This window comes from Mycobacterium uberis (genome assembly GCF_003408705.1).
GTDB classification, from domain to species: Bacteria; Actinomycetota; Actinomycetes; order Mycobacteriales; family Mycobacteriaceae; genus Mycobacterium; species Mycobacterium uberis.
In genome coordinates this window covers 22,094-43,906 of the sequence record NZ_QAYL01000014.1, presented here as the reverse complement: position 1 = coordinate 43,906, position 21,813 = coordinate 22,094, and the positions used below count along the sequence as shown (strand labels likewise).

Annotated in this window: 22 protein-coding genes, 6 pseudogenes and 1 riboswitch; of the genes and pseudogenes, 11 read left to right on the top strand and 17 right to left on the bottom strand. The window is 57.1% G+C overall.

Annotation, left to right across the window (positions count from 1 at the left end; genetic code table 11):
• Window positions 1-550 precede the first annotated feature (550 nt).
• A complete protein-coding gene (locus MUBE_RS19010; RefSeq protein WP_279386704.1) occupies window positions 551-676 on the top strand; it encodes a hypothetical protein in 126 nt (41 codons plus the stop codon).
• 566 nt (window positions 677-1,242) lie between these two features.
• On the opposite strand, the pseudogene MUBE_RS19445 reads toward MUBE_RS19010, so the two are convergent.
• From MUBE_RS19445 to MUBE_RS08825, 3 genes and pseudogenes are all read right to left on the bottom strand, one after another.
• Window positions 1,243-1,803: pseudogene (locus MUBE_RS19445) on the bottom strand (bifunctional adenosylcobinamide kinase/adenosylcobinamide-phosphate guanylyltransferase).
• A gap of 4 nt (window positions 1,804-1,807) precedes the next feature.
• Window positions 1,808-3,250: pseudogene (locus MUBE_RS08830) on the bottom strand (cobyric acid synthase).
• Between the two features lie 10 nt (window positions 3,251-3,260).
• Complete coding sequence (locus tag MUBE_RS08825; RefSeq protein ID WP_116540239.1) at window positions 3,261-4,934, bottom strand: PPE family protein; 1,674 nt, start codon at window positions 4,932-4,934, stop codon at window positions 3,261-3,263.
• Window positions 4,935-5,045: 111 nt separating this feature from the next.
• Window positions 5,046-5,234: riboswitch (cobalamin riboswitch) on the bottom strand.
• A gap of 916 nt (window positions 5,235-6,150) precedes the next feature.
• Here MUBE_RS08825 and MUBE_RS17895 point away from each other — a divergent pair.
• From MUBE_RS17895 to MUBE_RS08810, 5 genes are all read left to right on the top strand, one after another.
• Window positions 6,151-6,453, top strand: coding sequence for a hypothetical protein (locus tag MUBE_RS17895; RefSeq protein WP_243632957.1), 303 nt, complete (start codon window positions 6,151-6,153; stop codon window positions 6,451-6,453).
• A 9-nt stretch (window positions 6,454-6,462) separates the two neighbouring features.
• On the top strand, window positions 6,463-6,675 hold the full coding sequence (locus MUBE_RS19440; RefSeq protein WP_341537703.1) for a hypothetical protein: 213 nt from the start codon (window positions 6,463-6,465) through the stop codon (window positions 6,673-6,675).
• Window positions 6,600-6,920 (top strand): hypothetical protein, encoded by a 321-nt coding sequence (locus MUBE_RS17890; protein WP_243632956.1) that lies wholly within the window; start codon window positions 6,600-6,602, stop codon window positions 6,918-6,920. Before MUBE_RS19440 ends, MUBE_RS17890 begins: the two co-directional genes overlap by 76 nt.
• A gap of 176 nt (window positions 6,921-7,096) precedes the next feature.
• Complete coding sequence (locus tag MUBE_RS17885; protein WP_243632955.1) at window positions 7,097-7,282, top strand: hypothetical protein; 186 nt, start codon at window positions 7,097-7,099, stop codon at window positions 7,280-7,282.
• 90 nt (window positions 7,283-7,372) lie between these two features.
• The gene (locus tag MUBE_RS08810) at window positions 7,373-7,930 is read left to right on the top strand and encodes an ATP-binding cassette domain-containing protein (RefSeq protein WP_116540237.1); all 558 of its coding nucleotides are present in this window, start codon (window positions 7,373-7,375) and stop codon (window positions 7,928-7,930) included.
• Between the two features lie 543 nt (window positions 7,931-8,473).
• On the opposite strand, the gene MUBE_RS15840 is transcribed toward MUBE_RS08810, so the two are convergent.
• Window positions 8,474-8,638 (bottom strand): hypothetical protein, encoded by a 165-nt coding sequence (locus tag MUBE_RS15840; RefSeq protein ID WP_165849786.1) that lies wholly within the window; start codon window positions 8,636-8,638, stop codon window positions 8,474-8,476.
• Between the two features lie 66 nt (window positions 8,639-8,704).
• Between MUBE_RS15840 and MUBE_RS20245 the strand changes: the two genes are divergently transcribed.
• The gene (locus MUBE_RS20245) at window positions 8,705-8,887 is read left to right on the top strand and encodes a (2Fe-2S)-binding protein (RefSeq protein ID WP_165849785.1); all 183 of its coding nucleotides are present in this window, start codon (window positions 8,705-8,707) and stop codon (window positions 8,885-8,887) included.
• Window positions 8,888-8,998: 111 nt separating this feature from the next.
• Here MUBE_RS20245 and MUBE_RS08795 read toward each other — a convergent pair whose 3' ends face one another.
• The 10 genes and pseudogenes from MUBE_RS08795 to secY all read right to left on the bottom strand — a co-directional run bounded on the left by MUBE_RS08795 (window position 8,999) and on the right by secY (window position 15,785).
• Window positions 8,999-9,127: a hypothetical protein gene (locus tag MUBE_RS08795; protein ID WP_424399066.1), complete on the bottom strand. Its 129-nt coding sequence runs from the start codon at window positions 9,125-9,127 to the stop codon at window positions 8,999-9,001.
• 103 nt (window positions 9,128-9,230) lie between these two features.
• Window positions 9,231-9,882 (bottom strand): annotated as a pseudogene (locus MUBE_RS08790) (SRPBCC family protein).
• 345 nt (window positions 9,883-10,227) lie between these two features.
• Window positions 10,228-10,494, bottom strand: coding sequence for a hypothetical protein (locus tag MUBE_RS08785; protein WP_133297088.1), 267 nt, complete (start codon window positions 10,492-10,494; stop codon window positions 10,228-10,230).
• A gap of 242 nt (window positions 10,495-10,736) precedes the next feature.
• Complete coding sequence (locus MUBE_RS08780) at window positions 10,737-10,973, bottom strand: hypothetical protein (RefSeq protein WP_116540233.1); 237 nt, start codon at window positions 10,971-10,973, stop codon at window positions 10,737-10,739.
• A 227-nt stretch (window positions 10,974-11,200) separates the two neighbouring features.
• Window positions 11,201-11,353, bottom strand: a complete 153-nt coding sequence (locus MUBE_RS15830; RefSeq protein WP_165849784.1) for a hypothetical protein — start codon at window positions 11,351-11,353, stop codon at window positions 11,201-11,203.
• Between the two features lie 279 nt (window positions 11,354-11,632).
• Window positions 11,633-12,400, bottom strand: a complete 768-nt coding sequence (locus tag MUBE_RS08775; RefSeq protein WP_116540232.1) for an anti-sigma factor family protein — start codon at window positions 12,398-12,400, stop codon at window positions 11,633-11,635.
• Between the two features lie 81 nt (window positions 12,401-12,481).
• Entirely contained in the window at window positions 12,482-13,012 is a 531-nt protein-coding gene (locus MUBE_RS08770) for a sigma-70 family RNA polymerase sigma factor (RefSeq protein WP_116540231.1), read from the bottom strand.
• 94 nt (window positions 13,013-13,106) lie between these two features.
• A complete protein-coding gene (gene map / locus MUBE_RS08765) occupies window positions 13,107-13,934 on the bottom strand; it encodes a type I methionyl aminopeptidase (RefSeq protein ID WP_116540230.1) in 828 nt (275 codons plus the stop codon).
• Window positions 13,918-14,463, bottom strand: a complete 546-nt coding sequence (locus tag MUBE_RS08760; protein ID WP_116540229.1) for an adenylate kinase — start codon at window positions 14,461-14,463, stop codon at window positions 13,918-13,920. Before MUBE_RS08760 ends, map begins: the two co-directional genes overlap by 17 nt.
• The gene (gene secY, locus MUBE_RS08755; RefSeq protein WP_116540228.1) at window positions 14,460-15,785 is read right to left on the bottom strand and encodes a preprotein translocase subunit SecY; all 1,326 of its coding nucleotides are present in this window, start codon (window positions 15,783-15,785) and stop codon (window positions 14,460-14,462) included. Before secY ends, MUBE_RS08760 begins: the two co-directional genes overlap by 4 nt.
• A gap of 516 nt (window positions 15,786-16,301) precedes the next feature.
• Here secY and MUBE_RS17880 point away from each other — a divergent pair.
• From MUBE_RS17880 to MUBE_RS19005, 3 genes are all read left to right on the top strand, one after another.
• Window positions 16,302-16,466, top strand: a complete 165-nt coding sequence (locus tag MUBE_RS17880) for a class I SAM-dependent methyltransferase (protein ID WP_243632954.1) — start codon at window positions 16,302-16,304, stop codon at window positions 16,464-16,466.
• A 181-nt stretch (window positions 16,467-16,647) separates the two neighbouring features.
• Window positions 16,648-16,806 (top strand): class I SAM-dependent methyltransferase, encoded by a 159-nt coding sequence (locus MUBE_RS17875; protein WP_243632953.1) that lies wholly within the window; start codon window positions 16,648-16,650, stop codon window positions 16,804-16,806.
• Window positions 16,807-16,824: 18 nt separating this feature from the next.
• Window positions 16,825-16,953 (top strand): hypothetical protein, encoded by a 129-nt coding sequence (locus MUBE_RS19005; RefSeq protein ID WP_279386702.1) that lies wholly within the window; start codon window positions 16,825-16,827, stop codon window positions 16,951-16,953.
• Window positions 16,954-17,215: 262 nt separating this feature from the next.
• Here the strand turns inward: MUBE_RS19005 and MUBE_RS08745 are convergent.
• Window positions 17,216-17,895 (bottom strand): annotated as a pseudogene (locus MUBE_RS08745) (GNAT family N-acetyltransferase).
• Between the two features lie 48 nt (window positions 17,896-17,943).
• Window positions 17,944-19,323 (bottom strand): annotated as a pseudogene (locus tag MUBE_RS08740) (FGGY-family carbohydrate kinase).
• Between the two features lie 442 nt (window positions 19,324-19,765).
• On the opposite strand from MUBE_RS08740, the gene MUBE_RS20240 reads away from it, so the two are divergent.
• The gene (locus MUBE_RS20240) at window positions 19,766-19,963 is read left to right on the top strand and encodes a PPE domain-containing protein (RefSeq protein WP_424399067.1); all 198 of its coding nucleotides are present in this window, start codon (window positions 19,766-19,768) and stop codon (window positions 19,961-19,963) included.
• Window positions 19,964-20,366: 403 nt separating this feature from the next.
• Here the strand turns inward: MUBE_RS20240 and MUBE_RS08725 are convergent.
• Window positions 20,367-21,730: pseudogene (locus tag MUBE_RS08725) on the bottom strand (FAD-dependent oxidoreductase).
• Window positions 21,731-21,813 lie beyond the last annotated feature (83 nt).

The following is a 21,813-nucleotide window of genomic DNA, read 5'->3' as shown; positions in this document are numbered from 1 at the left end:
ACTGAACAGAATTACTGCGACCACGTTAGCCATAAACGACAACACGGAACAGTTTCTAAATGAGTTCACCGTCATGACCATGTATACATTTTCTGGGGGTGCTCCAGTCTTCATATCTGCGACAGGATTTGCCGTCGAAACTGTTTGGCAATACCTAATTCGCAAAGTTTTCAACTTGCCACTACTGGACCTTCTTAGGTTGCTATTGAAGTCGACCGAAACCAAGGTGTGGTTCCGCGCGGCGCACTGCACCGCGCAACCATACACTGGATATTAGTTCGCACGTCCCGATACGGAAGTCTTGGCGCATATCGATTTGGTATTTACCTCGAATCACATCGAACTAAGGGACCCCGCATGAGTAGTTCGTCCACCCATGGGAAAGCACGGTCAGTGGCAGCCAATCCGTATCGGCCTCTTCGGCTGCTGCGTACGCCGGCCCTGCGTCGCCTCACCGCCGAGGTGCATCTGACTTCGACCGCGCTTATCCAGCCAATCTTTGTTTGGGATGACACCGACCACCCGCACGAGGTCCGAATCAAGGTCGGAGATGTTACAGCATCCAGTGGGATTTTCCGTGCAAGCCGCTGTCACCGCAGCAGCCGCCGGAGTTGACTGCGTCATTTTCCTTGACATTCTGCCGATCAAGGACGAAATTGGCATGAAAGCTCTCTGATCCCGAGGGGATCAGAGAGCGAGTGCCCAAAACCATGATACGTGAGGTGAGCGATAACTTAATGGTGCTATACGACTCTCATTGCACACAGTTATGTGACATGTACAATTAGGTTAAATCCACGCAGACTACCGTAGTCGAACGTAAAAACTGCATATAAAAAATCCCGTTTGCAATCAAACCAAAAAACAATGAAGTTCGCAGCGTTGAATGTTCTCTTCGAAATTCCAGAACCTCAATCGAGTGTCGCGATCTAAAGCGCAAAATCTTTTGTGTAACTGTAGTTTAAATTCACAAAATACCTCATCGAACGCATTGCTGATCGTGTACCATCGAGAACACCTGATGTTAATAAACACCTGATATTTTCATCGAAACAGGGAACCCAAGAAAATTCCTGTCTCGGCGACGACATCGGCGACCGATTCACTCAGCCGCGACAGCTTAATAATTTGTCGCCGAAAAAATTCTCCGGAGTCTGCGACCTGATAATCGCTTTGCTCAAATCTAACAACGAATTCGCCTTGTCGGGCCGATACCATCGTAGCGAATGTCAATGCCGTGGTTCACACTACAACAGTCGTCGCCGCTGTTGCATCAATGTTGGTAGCCGACCCCTCAAGCTGGAGCACACGTCCCGCGACGACCAGATGGACCTCGTCGCAGACAGCCGCCACGCGCTGGTTGATCGCGCAGAGTAGATCGCGAAACAGCACACCCGAACGATGGGCAGACACCATCCCAAGGCAGAACTGATTCGTCACCACGATCACATCGAGCAGTCCGATCAACACCCCACACCGTCCGTCGAGTTGTGCCTGCACCGCAGCGTGGACATCAGCGATCAGAATATCCCACAACACGATCCATGAAAGCAGTCAACCAACTACCCAGACAGTCAACCATGATAGGACACCGCTATTCAGGCAAAACCGGTGCGAAATAAACGTTTTCCACCGTCATCTAGGTCGTTAAGCGACGAGCTCGGTGCAACGTGACGAGGAAGTCCCAGTCGGAATCACTACGGTCGGCGAGGCGGCCAGGAACCGACGCGGACAACGTCTACAGTATTAGCCGGCGTGTGTGTACTTTTTTGAGCGGACACCGCCAGTAACCAAAATCCGCACTGCGTTATGGTAAACAGCACATTCTCTTGCACCGGCTTCTCAAGACGCTCCGGGCGGGAAAGAGAAGCAAAGCTTGCAGGCAACCGTACCTAGCCAGGTTCAGCAACGCATAGACGTCAAGATATCCGGTCGACTAGATCGCCGAGCAAGTCGAAGCGGCGCTCACGTGCGGCTGGAAAACACGCGCCCCACCCAGCGAGCCCAAGTGTCTCGTGCAGGAAAGCCACGCACAGCACGTCACCTTCCAACAAACCGTGCCAACACCCATCCGTTACGCGCGCCGCCCAGGAACTTCTCGGCGGCGTCACCGCGGGTAATTCTGCCGTGGTGAATTTCGTACCCCAAAGCAGGAACTCCTAATCCCTGACCTCGCGGCCACCTCAGCCACCGACCCTTCGATTCTATTCGATTCTAAAATCACCTCACCCAGCATCTGCAATCCACTGAACTTGCCCACCGCAGCCTGCACCAGCACCGTACGATCAAGGCCTCGCACCCGAAGCCACGCCAAATCGACGACCGTTACACGGGTTCCTGACAGCACGATCCGGTCGGCACCACCCAGTGCGCAGGAGTTAAAGGCGAACACGGTATCCCAGTCAGATCCGAATCAGATTCGAACCCCAGCGCATCCACGTCGGTGAAGTTGCTGATCCGGGAAAGTCCGCACGACGGCCAACCAGCAGGCCCCAGCACGCCGGCACGCCAAATCAAGGACATCCTATGCGTCCAGCCAAAGATCAGGATGCCGCAGCAAGGTGCCGTACACGCTTTGCACGGTGCGCCTTTCCAGGTCACCCAGACCTGACCACCAGCAGGTCGAGGTCGCCACGGAACTTAATTGACCACAAATCCCAGAACCAACATCTGGTCCTCGACAGACAGCACCGCGACGGTGCTCAGAAACGTAGCGAACACCCCGCCGCGGTCGATGCCCCCAACAACACACTGGTAGGAAACCCGCATGACAGGCAAGCCCTATATTGACATAATCACCAGCGCGCAAGTTGATTTCAGCTAGGCTGTCGACTCCCTCCCTCCGGGATAATAACGCCGTAGCGGGCCGCAAGATCGTCAACGGTCTGGTTTACCGCCTCAACGAGAGCCTGCCGCCCCTCCAGTCGTCAGTTCGACGACGCCACCTCACCCCACAGGACCTGCCCATCAACACCACGTTGCTATAGTGGTCACTGTCCGGCTTGAGCAAGACCGGATTCATGGCCGGCTCGGTCGTCACTCTGGCCATGAGTGCCTACACCCATTGCGCCCGAACGCTTTCCACGCACACGCTGTCCAGGTCAACGCAGACCATCGAGTTTTTGGACATGTTCTGCACCTTATAAGGCGCCACCCGCACGCCACGTCGGGCCAATTCGCGGCACAGCCTCGCGGTCACTACGCTCTTACCAGTGGCACTCACCGTACCGGCCATCAGCAGACCCGACATCAGCCGTGTCTTAACGAGACGTTGGGTCAGTATCCCAGGTTCCCGGCAACATAGGCACACGTGGGCTGTCGTCGAACGTGTCGCTAGGCATCGTTACTAATCCTACGGCTGGTCCGAGACCTGCCTTGTGGACGGTCCCGACTAACCCCAGGGTTGCTACTCCTTGATCCGACGCCATCGCCGTGGCGGAGTGCAAATCCATGTATCCGTAACCACGGTCGAGCTGTATGGACTTCGCCCGGCGCCGCCGTGATTGCACTTGTTCCTGGGGTGTCGCCGCGACCGCTGGAGCCTCGGTGCCCTCGGGTACCGGCGCCTGCTGTCGGGCATTGGTGCCCACCGGCTTCCTAACGGTCGACTGCAGGCCACCCACCAGGTACCCGAAGCTGTCCATGTCTGCACCAGTCACCGGCGGTGGTGCGGTGGCCGGCGGAGGTAGTGGGCCAGGTGTGACGACCGGCGCGGCCACGGGAGCTGGCGCCGGGGTCGGAGTCGGGGTCGGGACTACAGTGGGCGCCGGAGGCAGGACGGTCGGAGCTACCGCTGCGATGGGCGGGGCGACCGGTAGCACGGGTGGTACCACGCCAACCAAGCCCACCAACCCCGACACGCCCGCAAAGCTGCCCACTACACCCGCGGTGGCAACTGCCAATGAGGCAGCCAACAGCGGAAACACGGCCAAGATCAGCGCAAAAGACTGTTCAATCAGAGTCTTAACCAACGCGATGGTATCAGTGATGATGGTGCCAATGGCTTCAATGGTGGTGAACAGCAGGGTAAAACCTATAGTCACGGGATTACCCGAAGCGAACGCTGCTACAAGATCGGCTCCGATAAAAGCGAAGGTCTGCGACAGATAGCCGATGTATGAAACTATGTCCATCGGGGTGCCGAGGGCAAACGCGATGTTGAATGGACTGAGGAAGCTCAGCGGATTACCGAGTGAGGGTAGCCAAGGATCAAATCCGGAGAACATCGCTTGGAAGAACGGATTGTTGGTCAGCGAGGTGACTAGCGGCTGAACCGCATTATTGTAGAGGTCGGTGTAGCCGATCCGCTGCAACCATTGCAACCATTGTTGAACCTGGGGAGGCTGGCTGGGAACTACCGGCGACGGCTGGTCGGAACCGGTCTGTAGCGCGTCGATTCCCATGATCTGTGGAGCGGCAACGATCTCCGGTGCGAAGTTCACCACCACCGTCGAGACCTCCTGATAGGTGCCCATCACGGTGGCAGCCTCGATCCACATCCGCACGTATTCGGCTTCGTTATGCGCGATCGGGATGGTGTTACTGCCGAAGAAATTCGTGGCCACCAACACTGTGTGAGCAGTGCGGTTGGCGGTAAGCTCAGCCAAGGTTGGCATTAACGCCTGAGCAGCGGTGTAGGCGGTGGCCGCCATTTCGTGTTGGATAGCTCGCGTGACGCTGTCTGCGCTGGCTTGCCTCAGCCACCTCAGGTACGGCAGATAGGCGATCGCGTACGCCTCAGCGGTCGCACCACCCCAAGCGCCAACCCGGACTACCACCAACAATGCGACCAGCTCGTCGGCCGTCTCAGTATACACAATGCTTAACGAGCGCCACGCTTCGGCCGCTACTAGCAGCGGACCGGGCCCCGGACCGCTGCTGAGCTGCGCCGAGTGCGCCTCCGGAGGTAATGCCATCCAAATCGGCGTGCTCATTGCAAGCCAATCGTGATCAGGTCTGAGTCAACGCTCTTGGTGGCGACCGAGCCGCCGGATGATAGTTGCATCATATTTGGAGAGGCAGCTCTCTCGGGGTGTAGCACCCCGGATTGGCGGGATGTGATGACAGAAGTCGCCTGGCTCTCGGATCGTCGCTCGCCTCGCCTTCCAGCCGATGGCCTACGAAGGCCGCTCTCCAATCACAGCGGTGGCACCATGCCGAATGTACACCGGCTTCCTGTACCCTCATCGCCTTTACGAGCAATAGCGTCGCATATCAACAACGGCACTGAGGCAATCCGCTCAGCACGCACAGTCTAGTACACTAGGACGCCACAAACACGATGGAGTGCAATTGATCCGGGTGTCCTATCTCCTTGGTGGCCCTGACCGTAATAACTAGCCTGACACTCGCTCTGGCTGCTATCACTCGTTTGGCGTTTAGCCCGCCTAGACACCAGCGTCGCGCCAGATGCCGGCTGCATAATTGACTTCTCCCTAGATAAGTTGACAGTCACCAACGCCGCGAATTTCGCCATCAGTTACCAAATCCTGACGGTCGAACACCCGTATCCGGATGGTACGCCCGAGTCTTCTGTGTCTGGTGGCGCTGTAGTGCTCCGGTCCCGGAGCTAACACGCGACCTGGCGCGTACGCAATAGATCACGGTACCGGTCACAAGTCTGTATTCGACGTCAATGCCAGCCATTTGGGTACGATCGCCGAGCTAGCGCAGAGCGACGTGCTTGCCGGTGTCACCAATACCCCACAACATCGTCAGCTCACTGACTAACCAATGCGTAACCGTCGGGAAAATTACCGAGTACGCGCCGGATCAGCAGGTCAACACTGCGTGACGCCAGTGTCGACGTGGTCGCCGACGCTGAATGGCTAGAGGCCACACCGTTAGACCACGCGGAATTGAGTGCAGATGTTCGCCACGTTGACCGGCACCAAGAAGAAAGCCGCCGAACTCCACTAAACAACTGCGGGACAACTACCACACGATGGCCAACAAAACCACCAAAGTACAGCCCACCCAAGTGTTGCCCAGAACCCGTAACAAGGCACCTGGCCAGTGCCGGCGGACGAGTAGCTATGCCAGCCGGCTGCTCGTCGACGCTGGTAGCCGACAACCGCTACGGTAAGCTGGCTGCGGTGTGCAAGGGCCAAGTCTGATCAGCGACCAAGGCAATCGGCACCGGCGGCGGTAATGGATTATTGGGAGCACGGTGTGGCGTGCCCTGATCTGTTGCTCGGAGATCTGGTGGCCATCCTGCATCCCGAATTCGCCGCCAACCACCACAGTTCGAGTTCTACCGGCAGATGCTCCGCCGGTGATCACGACCGCACCGGCGACAGCCATGCCACTCCAGCTGAGCCGGGCAACAGCGGTGCTGACGCTGTTGGCGACAATTGTGGTGCTACTGATGACCATGCACTTGGGCCGGCGCAGGTAACGCTGCCCGACACGATCCGGGTTCTAGTCGGCGCGCAACCGTCCGACCCAGACTGACAGGTCATCGTGGCCAGCTTGTGCCTGCCGCAGGTGTTGACCGCAATCACTGCCAGAAGCACCCTCGGGATGGCGAAGCTACAAACCCAGACGTTGTTCCGCAACCCCCTGGCGGACCCATATTATGCTAGACGTGTGTTCCGGGCATGTGCCTGGGCGTCACCGGAAGCACTGGCTTCATCGTGGGTCTGGGCCGAGCCGGTCAGGCCGGCACAGTGGTAGCGACGGTATTAAGGGCGGCACTGGTGCTGGCGGTTGTCCTGACACTTGCTCACTGGGTGCGTTCGGCAGCAACGTTGCTGATCGGCGTAATGGCTGGCACAGCCGGTGCCACGGCCACCAGCGTGCTGGTCGTCTACGACGATCTGCGGTTACTGTCCCTAAACGTGTCAAGGCTAGGAACAGCAATGCTGGCTCTCCGCGCTCTCAACGCCCTGTTGCTCGACAAGGGATATTTTGCACGATAGGCACATCGATAGTGCTGCGGGCCCGAGCGGTTACCGTAACTTCAGGATTGCTGTTGATCAGTGTGACAACCGCTTTTTGCGGACCAATTGCGTTTGTCTAGCTCGTCGTACTGTATGTGTTACGGATCACATTGGACACTTCCGATCGTCATATCGTGCTTCCCGGAGTAACACGAATGGGTGCGACCGTAGCGTTGGGCTGCGCGATCGTCACCCAAACTTCTGGGAAGCTTGCGGTAATGCCTGTTAACGCGATTCCCGCGCTGATCAGGGCACCAATCGTCGGTGGCTGTGCTGATGGGCAGCCGCCGCAGCTAGGGAATGCAACTACGAGCACCATGATGACCGGTCAAGTTGCGTAGCCCGACGATCGGATACCGCAGGCGCTGACACGGCACCACCGTTGTCACCGTGGGCCTGCATGCATTCGCGTACCGCGGCAAGCTCAGCGCGTGCCCAACAAACTGGCTCGACGAGTGGCGGTCGTACTCACCTACTGGATTGACCCCGGCCTGCTCTCGGCGTGTGAACTTGTGGGCCTGGGACACATGCCACACCTGGGCTATCGCGCCCGACTAACTTTGGCCGATCACGCCGTCGTCGACTGGACGCTAAGCACGGTGAAGACCCAACACCTGGCCGCGCAGCCCGCCGCAGCACTCTCCAACGGAGAACTTCAGCGTTTGCTCACTAGCCGCGCTCTCGCGCAGCAGCTCTGTTTGCTGGTGCTCGACGAGCCGACGGCCTTCCTGAACATGTCATCCTGCGTCGGCTTGGTCGAGATGTTGCACGCCTTAGCCCGCGAACATGATCTTGAGATCATCATGTCAGCGCACGGACTTAAACGCACGCTGCACGTCGCCGACCGGGTGTGGTTACTCGGTGTTGATGGCGGGCTACGCGACGCTTTACTCGATGAACTCACCTTCGCTGGACCGTTAGTATTCGGTTCAACCGCAATACGCTGCGCTTCTACCCGGGCGTCGGAGCGTTCGTGTCTCAGGGCTTGAACGGGAGAAACGCACGCATCAAGGCAGCTGACCCGCTACACGCAGCGCTGCAACGTGTGCCTTCTCGAGAAAGCTGGAGCATCTGCGATGCCTGGTCAAGATCATGCTCACCGCAACTGACTCCGACACGATCACACTGCATACCAACGCCCACCACGTGACACCGGTTACACCGAGTACCCTGCCGACGCTGCTGCGCAGCCTGACATACAGCAATTGCATACCAACGGCGGATATCGCCGCGATGCTGTGTGAATGATCTTGCGTGGGAATATTTTTCGCTATGCGGACCAGATAGATCGCGCAGGATGGCTAGCGACCTGCGCAACAGCTCTACACCGACACGGCACCACTGGACGGCATCGTCGCCGGTGCACAGGCCCAGATCGACGGCCCCATACCGTCGGGTCGCGGTCTCGACTTTACTTTCTGGACTTCGTTGCACGACTCTGATAGGCTGACTCTGGAACTCTAGTCGGGTAACAACTTGTGCCGAACATGGCTTCCGCCCAGCTAATGTTTCGGTAGGTTGACGGTCAGACCCTACGGCACGTCGAGCACTCGGCCGCTTGGTAAGGCGACAGCCTGGAATCGGTACTGGTCGACGCGGTCCTCGAGTCGCATATCGTGCACCGCGATGGTGCGTCGGCTGGGGACGATCTCCGAAAGACTGCAGCGCAGCAATGCGGCGTCCGCCCTGCTGGACACTGCCCGAGTGTTCGATCGCCAGCACGGCGATGTCACGCCCAACCCTGGCAGCAGCTGATTAGCAGATTGTGCAGGACCTACAAACGGCTAACAAAAACAATAGAATTCGTAGATTACGAGACCAACTACCACCGTGTCAGCTGCTGTCTCTACTACCGTAGATCAGACGGCGGCCTCTGCAGCGACTGCGTTTTCTTGGTACGAACGTGCTGCCAACTTCACGTTCGCCAGTACGCCGTGAACAAATAGATTAAGGATAGTGATAGCAGACTCGATGTTCGACTTCACCGAGGTGGTTGTTGAGCGGGATAAGGTGCCGCACAGCGGGAAAAACGCAGGTCGTAGGTATGCAGCACTGTCTCAACCCGGTCCAGGCAAGATCTGATGGGGACGCATTACCGCGACCATGCTCAACGCCACATCTCCCAATCCGGCAGCCTCCCAATTGTCCCGCACTGCGGCGATCGGGTCACGTTTCTGCCGATGCACACCCGTTTCCTTTTTCTTTGTGCGGTTTTGCGGCAGTCACGCCTTTTCTTACCGCACGTACGGCTGAAAAATACACCCGGCTTCGCCGCGCTTGCGATTGCCCCTAGGGCATCCATATCGAGATAACAGACAGGCCATTGTTATGGCAATACTCGATAATTGTTTTGAGGTTTTTCGTTTCTAGCAGGTACCTCGCGCCAAACATGCTCCGGAAGTCGCCGACCCAGATAGTACGTTCAGGCAATGCTACCTCAGGGTGCGGGTTGTGGTCGTAGAACGGGTGGTGGCAATTGATCCACAGAACAAACGAACCGGACTCACCAAAAACTAACTGGGCGTTGATGACATGCATCAAGTAGATCATCCACAGGTGTTTGCCTGGTACCACCCACAGTGGTAGTTGACGGTGTGGGCCTATGAGTTGACGACGGTGCGGGTTTAGATCTTGGTCTCCGAACCAAACCGAATCGTGAACCAGCCACAATCTCGGTTCATCGGTGAGGGTGAAACCACCTAAACTACTTAGGTCAACTCCTCGAGGTTGCGGATGTCAGCCGAGTAGTCAAACAACTCGTCGGGCGGACAGTCTATGTAGTCGTTGACGGTGCTGTACTCACCAAATGTCTGATTGTGCGGGCAAACCGACCACATCATCAATCTCATGATGATAATCAACGTGACCTTTCCCGGGGTGGATCTCGATACAGGTTACTCCGTCGATTTTTCTGGAGATAGTCAAGCGCTGGCAGCGATATGGGTTCTGTTCTACTTTGCTGTTGTAATATTTTCTTTAGCAGTATTTTTTGCTTACTTACCGACGAGAAATAAGGATAGCAAAGGGATACCGTCGGCAGTGCACTCAACGCTAACCACTGTAGGGCAACCCATATCAAGCGCCGAGCGCACAGCAGCGGCAAACCCATCAAGGTCGCTAACGCCAACGAGCATCAGTCCCGGGAAAATCGCTGTCAGAACAGCGCCCAACCTGCTGGATAGGGAATCGATTGTAGCTTTAGAGACCTATATAGAATAGCTGCTCGCAAATAACTCACAATGGCGTAAACGGTACTGTTGAATAACATAAAAATCATCGAAAGACATTAGTAGACAGCGGTGTAGACTCCCATGCCGTGCATAAAAAACGTACCTACCCCGGCAATCACCACTGTGCGTTCGCTGTTGGCACGCCTGAACGCCATCCCTATCCTGGCATCGAAACTGTAACTCATACCTTCCCATACCGAGTGCAACGGTAAATCTGTCGCCGTGCCGCACCGGCAGATAATGGACCACCGATGCGCCAGTACCTCCAGCGTCGACCACAATGTTTCGCCCCGTTGGATCGGTTGCCGTCCTAGCACCGCCATGGCGTCGCGGTGCCACACACCCGACGCTAAGCAGGACGAGGGACGTCAGTTCGGTGCGCCGCACCAGTATCGGACACTCGTAAGCTCGTCGGGCGTCCATGGCCGGCCAACGCTTGGGTTAGCATACGCAGCGAGACACGCAGATCGTCAGTATGAACGCAAGTACACGGAACATTAGGGCGACGATGTAAGCGAGATCGTTGGCACCACAGCCAGCATATCGTCGATGCCGGCGCACGCGGTCACCAATAGTCGAGTACCGACCACGAGACATACGGCGCTGGCTGCCGCAACTTCGCCCCCGGGAGACCCATCACGCCGGTTACCCCGAGTACGTACGATGACCCGAAATCGGATGTTCCCGCGACGTCCTTGGCGTCGGGGACGGTGGCCACCCGAGCATGTAGCACTTCGAGCTTGGCTCGAGCATTGTCGCTGTCCACCTGCTCGCCCACGACGATGGCAACTTTGCGCAGCACCGCAGGGATGCGTTCGAGTCGACTGCGATCAGAGAAGAGTTTTCGATGAGTCGATAGCGTATCGCAACCCCATGATGTCAGCCATCGACCCGAACGTATCCCTGCGGAATATCCTTGGGAAACACCAACACGACCGATATACCGGTACACGTAGTGGCGATGACTCGAGGCAGCGCCACAACGATGCCAGCCGTCGTAAACACTCGCTAGCACCACATTGAGACCACTTAAAACACCGCCGCGGCGTTCAGCGATCCGTTGTTGCCACTGGTGTCCTGAAAGCTATCCAGGTCATCCATCGTGCTGGGAGTTTGGCCGACCAAAGTCAACAAGGACACCTTGGTTACCAGCGATTCCCGCAGGCCTGCAACAAGATTCATTTGCACAACCACCACCCGAAATCGCTACTACCATACCCAGGATGCACCCGTCGGCCATCGTGGCGGCGAAGAACTTATGCTTAGCCAGCACCAGGGTAATTTCGAGGTGGAAATGCGCCGCGCCTTACAAAAGGCTAAACATTGTAGCCGGTCACACCGAAAATATGGCTAACGCCGATGGCTGCAAGATGTTCGACAATGTGGTCAACTAGCCGATACTTCCTGAGTATGCCTGTAACACGACAGGCGAGTGACTTCCTTTTACTCGCCTGGGCGGAATTAGAGCGAACGCTGCAGCAGGACCTGGCCGCTATCAGCAGCAACCACTTGGATGGCGGCGATCTGTTCAAGCGGCATCGAGATGCTCCCAGCAGGTGTCGCAGTGTGGCCAGGTTCGGCCACCCAGGTCGCCAACCGAGTTTGGCTGCTGTTGCGGCCCACCACCACCAGCGCCAGTGTGTCGTGGTGCGCATGGGGCGAAGCCAGGCACACGCAGCGTAGGTTGATGAACGTCCCCCAATTTTGGCTGTTCAGCGACACCGTGGAGACCAATAGATTCGTCCCGACTTGCGCCATCGGTTTCGCAGACGCCATCACTTGCTGCGATGCTGTCACGGAATGCCCCTGAACACCTAAGAACACACTACCCCCGAGTGCGACAGCCGCCGCGGTCGATACCACCCAGGTCGTTAGGCGGGTGCGGCGGCGGCGCCAACGCACCGTGGCCAACAACGAGGACAATAACTCCGGCGACATCTCAGCGGTAGCCTGCGCAGCACCAGTGTTGCTGCTTGACTCCCCGATCGCTGCCACATCGTCGCGGTTGAACTGCGAAAGTAGGGCCGGCATTCCACTGAGCTCGGTGACCGCTTGCCGACATGCGGGACAGTCGACCAGGTGTGACTCGAATTCGCTGCGGTCGGTCGCAGAAAGCGATCCCAACACATAGGCGGCATCCCACATTGCGTAGTGGTGACTGTCATCCATCGTCAAATTAGATAGCTTGGTGTTGCCCGGTGGACCGACGCTACGTAGCGGCTCCTTCATATCATCCAGTTCCTGTCATCCTCAAGTATCCGGAGCTGATGACCACCCGGATGAGACTCGAAATAAATCCCTGCGGCGTCATCATGTAACTCCAAGTTCCTGCAGAGTGAGCCGCAAGGCCCGCACTGCATAGTGTAATCGCGACTTAACTGTTCCTTCGGCAATCCCGAGGTCTGTAGCTATCTGCGCGGTGGTCCATCCACGGTAGTAGGACCGCTCGATGACAGCCCGATGCTCGACGGACAATTGGGCCAGCGCATCACCGATCAGCAGCCGTTCCAGCGCCACATCCACCTCGTCTGGCGAAGACTGTTCAAGCACACCTAGCTCGTCAATCGAACCGACAATGTTGCGGAAACGAGCACTGCGTCGGTCGTCGATGATCATGTGGCGAGCAACAGTGAACATCCACGCCCGCGCCGAACGCTCTGTGTCACCGATCACTTCGGGATGTTGCCAGGCTCGCAACAGTGTCTCTTGGACCACGTCCTCGGCTTGGCTCGCATCCCCTGTCAACCGCATCGCATAGCGCCATAATACAGCGGCATGCTCATCGTAGAGCGCCTTCATTAGAGCAGCTTCTGCAGCCGCGGTGTCGGCAATGCGAGTCACTCAATCCCCTCCGCCTACTGACACGAGTCAAGTAGGTGTTTAGTTCACGGCCCCTCAGGGAAGATTCACCAGAGTACGTGTGCGCCGCACTCAGTCATGCCAGAGTCAGAATGCGAGGTCCATCCTCAGTGACGGCGACAGTGTGCTCCCAATGAGCCGCTCGCGAACCGTCGGCAGTGGTTACAGTCCACCCGTCGTCGAGCACGATCGTTTCGCCGGCGCCAAGCGTCAACATCGGTTCGATGGCCAATACCGAGCCAGGCGCCAACAGCGGGCCGCGCCCAGGAGCGCCTTCGTTGGGCAGAAGCGGATCCATATGCATGTGTCGGCCGATGCCATGGCCGCCGTACCCTTGCACGATCCCAAACGCAAGTCGATATCGGATTTCGGCCGCACGGGCACTCATTTCGATGGCATGCGCCACGTCGGTCAAACGATTGCCGACAATCATCGCTGCGATGCCAATGTCCAGCGATTCTCTGGTAGCTTGCGACAGGGCTTCATCGACGGCAGTGAGAGTACCCACCCCAAAGGTGATCGCCGCATCACCGTGCCAACCTTCCAGTACCGCACCGCAGTCGATCGACACTAAGTCACCGGGTGCGAGAATCTCAGTAGCAGAGGGAATTCCATGGACCACCCGATCATTGATCGATGCGCAGATCGTAGCGGGGTAGCCATGGTAACCGAGGAAGGATGGGGTAGCACCAGCTTCGCGAATCACCGACTCGGCGATTTCGTCTAGACTCAGACTCGACATCCCAGGGCCTGCGGTGGCCTGGACCGCCTGCAATGCGGCCGCTACCACTGCACCGGCTGCGGCCATCGCGTCAAGTTCGCCGGCACTGCGCTGCGGCACGATTCTACGACTGCGCAGCCACGTTAACGCACCCACAGACGCTTTCCTACTTTCCCAGAGCATGCAGCGCGCGGGCGAACACTTCATCCATGGTGCCGATGGCGTCAACAGTCTTTAATGCGCTGCTGTAGTACTCCAGCAGCGGCGCAGTCTCGTCACGGTAGACATTCATCCGATTGATGATGATGTCGTCGGTGTCATCGGCGCGACCCCGTCCTTTGAGCCGCTCCAGCAATACCTCCTGCGACACGCGAAACTCCAGCACAGCATCAATATCGGCACCCCGGTGTGCTAGCATCTCATGCAGCGCCTCAGCTTGCTCGAGCGAACGCGGAAACCCGTCCAAGATAAAGCCGTCGGCCGCGTCCGGTTTGCTCAGCCGGTTGCCCACCAGTTGATTGGTCAGATCGGAGGGCACCAAGTCGCCGACGTCCAAGTAGCGCTTGACCTCGCACCCAAGTTTGGTGCCTTCCTCGATGTTGCGCCGGAACAATTCACCGGTGGAAATCTGCGGGATACCAAGCTTTTCTGCGAGCCGTTGGGCTTGCGTGCCCTTGCCTGCCCCCGGCGGTCCCAGCAAAACAACTCTCACTTCAGGAACCCTTCATAGTTGCGCTGCATCAGCTGACTCTCGATCTGCTTGACCGTATCCAATCCGACCCCGATCATGATCAGCACTGCCGTACCCCCGAACGGTAAATTCTGGACTGCGCTGCCATCACCGATCTGCAGAAATAGGTTGGGCAACACAGCGATCGCACCAAGATAAATCGAGCCCGGCAGCGTAATTCGGCTAAGTACATAACGCAAATGGTCGGCCGTCGGCCGCCCCGGTCGAACACCAGGAACGAAGCCGCCGAACTTCTTCATTTCATCGGCACGTTCGTCGGGATTGAATGTCACTGATACATAGAAATAGGTAAAGAAGATAATGAGCCCGAAGTAGATACTGATATAAACAGGATCGGCCGGGTCCGATAGGTACGTACCGACGAATTTGTCCCACCAGCTGTTACCTACACCACCACTGCCGCTACGGACCAGCTGGGTGATCAGATGCGGAATGTAGATCAACGAGGACGCGAAAATGACCGGAATAACGCCGGCCTGGTTGACCTTAAGCGGCAGGTACGTCGAGGTCCCACCGTACATCCGCCGACCTACCATACGCTTGGCATATTGCACCGGGATCCGGCGCTGACCCTGTTCAACGAAAACCACACCGACGATGATGGTCAAAGCAGCCAGGCAGACAGAGGCGAAGATGACCCCGCCCCGGCTATCGAGGATCTGTTTACCCTCAGCGGGAATGCGGGCAGCGATACCGACGAAGATCAACAGCGACATGCCATTGCCGATACCACGTTCAGTAATCAGCTCCCCCATCCACATCACTAGCGCCGCACCGCCCGTCATCACCAGCACGATGACGACTAGACTGAAGATGCTCTGGTCGGAGATGATGTCCTCCTGGCAGCCCTGCAGCAGCCCGCCATTGGCCGCCAGCGCCACGATGCTGGTAGCTTGCAGGAGGGCCAGTGCGATGGCCAGGTAACGGGTGTACTGCGTCATTTTCGCTTGACCCGCTTGACCTTCCTTGCGCAGTTGTTCAAAGCGTGGGATTACCACGGTCAGCAGCTGCACGATGATACTGGCGGTGATATAGGGCATCACCCCCACCGCGAACACCGTGAGTTTCAGCAACGCCCCGCCGGAGAACAGGTTGATCAGCGAGTAAATTCGCCCAGCTTCGCCACCAGTGGCCTCTTTGATGCACTGCTGCACATGCTGGTAATTGACGCCCGGGGATGGCAGTGCCGCACCAACGCGATAAAGCACGACGATGACCAGCGTGAAAAGGATCTTCCGCCTTAGATCGACTGTCCGCAGCGACGAGATGAAAGCCGAGAACACTCTAACCCTCCTGCGCAGCCGAACTCTTTTCGCGGCATGTCAACCGGGCTGGTCCGGTTGACATCGATTTCCTGGGGCTATCCTGCGTCTCGCGTCCCATACCCACAGGCAGGACATACGGCGTCGCCCGTCAAATCGTGTACGAGACTAACAGCTTATCTACACAAGCCCCTTTGCGGGCCGCCGGGAAACCCCGCGAACCAAGCTTGTAAGGCCACCAAATGTTCCAAGATCACTTCGCAGCACCCTGCCAGTCAACAGGCGTAAAATCTTAGCTATATAATTATACGTAAAATCTTAGCTATATAATTATATTAGCTATAATATAAAGCTGGCGAACATTAGTTTTAGTGAACGTATCACCGACCTCGTCACCTAACGACTGCCATCGATCGACAGCAACGACCCGTTCGGTAACGTGAACTATATATGCGCTGAGCTGAACCAGGAGCACCACGACATGTACTGGGCAGGGCAGCCTGGGATCTAGCCTCGAGCGTCGACGCTACGGCGCCGATGGTCGCGGCTACCCATGCGCTGGCTAGCGCAGAACTCGACCCGATCATTAATGATCCGTTGGCGGCGCCATTGGTGCGTCCGGTCGACCCCAGTTTTTTCACTCGTATGGTTGACGGTGACATCCGCCCACAAAGCGGTTCAGAAATCAGGCAGCGAGGTTGACAAGTGCAGTGAGCGAGGCCTGCGGATGGAAACCGATTCAATCGCGGTGCGCATCCACTTCTTTGACTATTCTTCCTCGACGCCGCCCGCGACGGTATCCACCAGTCGGTGACGCTAGCCGCAAGCCTCGGCTCCTGACCTTATCGACTACCATGACCATAAGGCACTGTGGTCTATTAAAGTGGATCAACCCCAGGTTATCGAATTTAAGAGTGCCAGGTTGTCAGCGCTCGCTGTTGCACCGGCCGCCTGCCGGCGAACAGCCAGCGTCGATCTGCGAGAAGACCGGCGAACATCGTTGCACCGCAGTGGATTCCACGATACGAAGCCAACATCGTAGAGCGCGGAAAGCTTGCTTATGTATCTTCCACCGGAAGCTCAGAACCAGCTCTTCGACAACATCATCGCACTCAACGCGCCCGGGGACATGCTGGCCACTGAATACCATCCGGATTTGGGTGCGACGCTGTCACAGTGCGCGCAGTAATTCAACCAGCTGTGGGTCAAGTTGGGCTGCAACATCGACCTATCCTGACTATGTCTTTGACGGGAAGCACAGCAATGTCGTTGATTACCTCGCCAATCGAAGCTGGCGGGTGATTGTCAGGCTAGGGTGGGATCTACTCACCGATTGCGGCCGCATCTTCTCTGACGACGATGAGATGACCCGGTTCCGCAATGTTGTCAGGGTTGCTTGCAACGCTGAGATAGGAACAGAAGATCGGCGTTAGCTAACAGGAAACCGGCTCTTAGTCGGCCGTGACCCGGCTATGCGGGTCAGCGGCGGGCGCACGGACAATCATCGGCACGACAGAGAAGCAGTACGCCATCTCCGACCGCGACTTACGCAGCACGGCAGTGCCGTAACTCTTCTTTCGATGATCGGGGTGAATCCAAACCCGTATATCCACCTAGCCATTGACAAGCCCACCGAACACCATCCCAACCTTCGCGCCTGAGTCGACCATCACGAACCACGCGCCCTCTTCGTCGTGGACACGGGCCAACGCCACCCGGATCTCGTCATCGATGCTGCCGGCCCACCAGACCCGTCGCCGGCGGCACCAATTTCTGCATTGCAGGCAGCGAAGATATCGTGGTCCTCGTCACCGGAAAAGTGTCAAAACTGAAGACTTGAACCCAGGCTTACCGGACACTTCTGGACAGCAGAGCTCAGCTGTTTGTTCCAATCTTCCAACTCGGCAAGGATATTTTTGCGGGAATCTTTGGTAAGCTGGTCGAACGACATGCTCATTATCGTTTCGACGGCGAGGTGCGATGTGTCGAGCAACTGGGCGATTGCCTTGACTGCGGTGGGCTTATTGTCGGCCTCCACCACAGCGTCGGCAACCTCGTGGCGACGTTCCAACGCCTTCAACAGAGCGTCAGCGATCTCTCGGCGAACAGCGGTCTGATTATAGTCGGTCATGACGTAAGCCATGAATGCTGCTTCAGGTGTCGCACTAGGTCTCCTGGGTTAGATGCGACAAGAAGGCCGGTTCGCTAGCTCGAGGAACCGTCGGCAGCGGTCCTCGACCGCGCCTTCCCATGCTGGATGGAGCTCAACGATGCTTTCGGTTGAAACCAACTTGGGTGGCATCAATGATCAAGAATTCCAGACCAGCTGCCACGAACGTAGCCCTCAACGCCATTCCCTCGGCCACTCCGGACACCTGCATGGGTCGACCGATCGCGTCGGCAATGGCTTGCATCCAAGGCCACACCCCAGCACAGCCGCCGGCAGCCACGATGCGCGACACCGACACCTCACTCAGTTCGATGAGCTAGCGGACGACGAAGCCCGATGCCTAACATGAAGTCCGATGCCTAGCATATATGGCCCGGCACACCGCTGCGGCGTTGTGCTCGAGATCGAAGTCGTCGAGCGCGGCACGGTGGTCCGGATCATGTAACCACGTAAGTTCACCGCGCACATAGGGGCGACCAGGCCGGTATCCGACGCGAATCGGCTTGTTCAAAGTCGCCAATCGGATCACCCAATCCGACAAGCCGATCCACCCAGCTAAGGAATAACCGGCCGGCATTGCTAGCTCCGCCGATCCGGGTTTTCCCAGCGGTTGTGTGCGGGATGGTCCACAGGCCGGGCGCACATTGTGACTCCGGGGTGGTTGTCCACACGATCAAAGCTGGTGCCACACTGCATCAGCACGCCGCCATCGCGGTTCGCTCCGGCCACGATCTGTTCGCACAGAGTGCCGACGCTGCCGCTCGCCAACACGGCACTACTCCCGTACACCTGACCGGAAGTTGCTCCGATCGCCTCCATCCATAGCATACAGTCGACGGTCACGCCGTAGTCGGCACATACTGTCAGGCCCTATCCCGCCCCATCGGAAAGGGAGCAGAGCCGTGACGGCAGAGGCTAGATCGCAGCCTGGCCGGCCAGCACGTAGTTGGTCACCGTTGATACGGTCCAATAACCGAACCGCTTCGGGGCAGCAGCAGCCGTCCAGTGTACAAACTTAGGCGGCCTAACCCACCAACGGAAGCGGTTGCGCTGGCCAGGCTAAGTCGGTGGACACCCGACCCCGGCCTATCACCCGTACAGCAGTCCCAGCATGATAGGCCTGTCCACGGAATCAACGGCGGTCAATGTGGGCACCATGGCCGCCGACGGCCACCGCCTTGATGTCAGGCCGAATCAGTCAGCTTAGGACCACTAACGGGTCCTGCCGTTATACCTGATCGGCGATGTATTCAAGCCGGTCGGGACCAGCACCTGCAGCTGGTGGCAATCTGCTGCCGCACCGTCACGTGACCGTCCTCGTCAGCAACCACCTACTTTGACCGCGATGCTACCGACATCAATGTCGATGGTGACGCCTTTAAGCGACACGGGTGTCGCCTTACGCTAGCATTGGCTTTCATGACATCTCGACCACGTGTTCTGGTAACAGCTCCGGCTGCGTGAGTCGAGCTTCGCCAAGCTTCGAGAGCTGGCAGACCAGATCGCTGACGAAGCCGCCTAACCTCCCTGAAAGCAACACAACTAACGCACGAGGGGCAACAGTAGTTACGAATCAGAGGAACAACGAACAAAAAAGATGGACATATGAACGAACCGCTACCGCCAGAGATCGACTCTAATCAAATTATGTATACCGGCCCAGGTTTTGATTTGATACTCGCCAACACCACGAAGTGGGAGGACGTGGTTAGGGAGATGTTTTCCGCAGTTATTGTGCCGTTCACGCAAGTAGGTCAAAGGGCTGCAACCACACTTGTCAGACCTGTTAGCGATACAGGTGGCTGTGACAGCCGCCCGGTTTCAGCGGTAGCTGATTGCGCTCTCTTATCAGCTTACTGATACTCATCACCAGACCATGCTTCGCTGTAAAGCCTATATCCATGCGTGTCGTGCGATGGCGCTTCTGCAGGAGATCGCCGACAACCGCACTCGGACATCGGATTTAGCGTTGGACAACGCACTCGGGCAACATAATAAGGATATCACAAACTTCGATCAGCAATACTAAGGATACTGGGACAAGGACGGTAAAGCGATGGAGTTCTATAGCGTTCGTGTGTTGCAAACGTTGTCGAACGTTAACTCCATGACAACAACCGAAGCCGATCACTGACAAAACGAGGCTAGTCCAGCAAGTGCTACTTCGTACATATGTCGTGATCGACAAATCACCGTGATGACGGTGGGCAGATACAGTTTCTGGTGACACGTGCGTCTCACGCACCGACGGATCGACCGGTAAGCACTGCGAAGCATTGTCTTTCCTCCTGTTACTCTGTGCTGGAACAGATTCCGAGTCAATATCAGATCCCCAAAGTCTTCATGTATGCTTCATCAACTGGTTGTCACATGAGCCAAGTTTCCTAGAAGATCGCAAAGAACGAATCACGATAGGCTGCAATAAGCCTCAGCTACAAATCACTATTGGTCAGAAAGCACGGCACGACGTGCTACAGCAGCTCGGTGACATCCGGGCCGACCAATGTGACGCCGAACAGATGACCCTGATTGATATCGACCATCATGCACGCTTGACCCCTGTATCCGTCGATGAACAGCCTGGCCTCAATAACGACAGGAACGATTTCCACATCTATCGTCTTGATCCGGTGACCTGCCTCTTCAACCGTCCGTTCTACTGCGGCGGCTTAGGAGTCCGTAAAGAAGGCCTGTGGTACCGCGTGATGGTCGATAGTAGTCACGTGCACGCCCCGCGGTACGGTATCCAGCCGACGTCTGGCAACGCGAGCCGATGGCAACACTGGCGATCCAGGCTTGATATTTGCTCAGATAGGTCGGCAGCGTCCGATGATTGACGTCGCCGACTATATAAAGCCAGCCATGTTAGACGGCCTACACTCGGCAAGCATCATCGATGTGGAGCCAACCATCCGAGTGCAGCCCTACTGTCTCAAAGCCGATATCGTCGGCGCCCTACCTGTAACGAAAAGTACTTCTTCAAAATCTAATTCGTTGTCATCGTCCAATTCAAGAACCACCTGACCGACCGGAGTCGGGACGACGTAACGTCCGAACCGATCTACCCAGGCACGCAGCCACGCCCACAGTGATAAGTCCGCGACCAACGAGTTCTCCTGCAAAAGGTTCTACCCACGGCAGCAAGCGAGGTCCTCGAACCTGTAAGACCACGGACGAATCTAATTCTCGTCGGGACGTTACCATTTCAACGGCTATGCCGCGTCAACGGTTATGCCGCGGGCACCGACAATGGCAAGCCGGTCTGAGACGGCGCTGCTGTCGGTGGCTTCCCTGCTAATTCAAGGTCGAGCTTCGACAACACCAGGCAAGTCAGGGAGTGTGGACCGGCGTCCAGTGCAGACTATAACCGCATGCCGGGCGGTGAACATCACTTGCCCTCCACCAGGTGTGGTGACCGCGACACGTCGTGAACCGTCCAATCGCCCGTGGCCACGGACCAGGTTGTATCAGTTTCCCTCACTCAGTCCACCTGGCCGGTATCGTTCTAGTTACTGACACAATGGTCACGGCGGCCAAAGGCCCTAGCTACATCGATCGATCCGTTAACTTCCTCGCCTGTCTCGGCGACCCGGCAAGTATCGAGGACGGTAATCATCGTACACGGCAAAGCTTTACTGGGCACACAGGACCGGTAGGAACATTCGTCTCAAACAAGTCCGCGCTTAACGAGCGCAACATGCAAGCACACGACCTGGGCCCGATCGGCGGCATTCTGTCCAACCGGCCCGGCACCAAGTACCAGGACGTAGTAGTCGTTGTCGGTTGGCATCACCATTGATTGCCCTTTCCATTCCGCTCTCTGAGTAACACTATGCTCGGTGGTGTCGGCTATCCTTGGCCTCGTAGAGCATGATCACG

Bases quoted from the DNA above. Each gene is read 5' to 3' on its own strand.
- MUBE_RS08775 (WP_116540232.1), bottom strand. From the start codon at position 12,400: ATGAAGGAGCCGCTACGTAGCGTCGGTCCACCGGGCAACACCAAGCTA.
- MUBE_RS19005 (WP_279386702.1), top strand. From the start codon at position 16,825: ATGTATCTTCCACCGGAAGCTCAGAACCAGCTCTTCGACAACATCATC.
- MUBE_RS08785 (WP_133297088.1), bottom strand. From the start codon at position 10,494: ATGGCGGTGCTAGGACGGCAACCGATCCAACGGGGCGAAACATTGTGG.
- MUBE_RS17885 (WP_243632955.1), top strand. From the start codon at position 7,097: ATGGGTGCGACCGTAGCGTTGGGCTGCGCGATCGTCACCCAAACTTCT.
- MUBE_RS17880 (WP_243632954.1), top strand. From the start codon at position 16,302: ATGGTCGCGGCTACCCATGCGCTGGCTAGCGCAGAACTCGACCCGATC.
- MUBE_RS19010 (WP_279386704.1), top strand. From the start codon at position 551: ATGTTACAGCATCCAGTGGGATTTTCCGTGCAAGCCGCTGTCACCGCA.
- MUBE_RS15830 (WP_165849784.1), bottom strand. From the start codon at position 11,353: ATGAATCTTGTTGCAGGCCTGCGGGAATCGCTGGTAACCAAGGTGTCC.
- MUBE_RS17890 (WP_243632956.1), top strand. From the start codon at position 6,600: ATGTGCCTGGGCGTCACCGGAAGCACTGGCTTCATCGTGGGTCTGGGC.
- MUBE_RS08825 (WP_116540239.1), bottom strand. From the start codon at position 4,934: ATGAGCACGCCGATTTGGATGGCATTACCTCCGGAGGCGCACTCGGCG.
- MUBE_RS17895 (WP_243632957.1), top strand. From the start codon at position 6,151: ATGGATTATTGGGAGCACGGTGTGGCGTGCCCTGATCTGTTGCTCGGA.
- map (WP_116540230.1), bottom strand. From the start codon at position 13,934: ATGCTCTGGGAAAGTAGGAAAGCGTCTGTGGGTGCGTTAACGTGGCTG.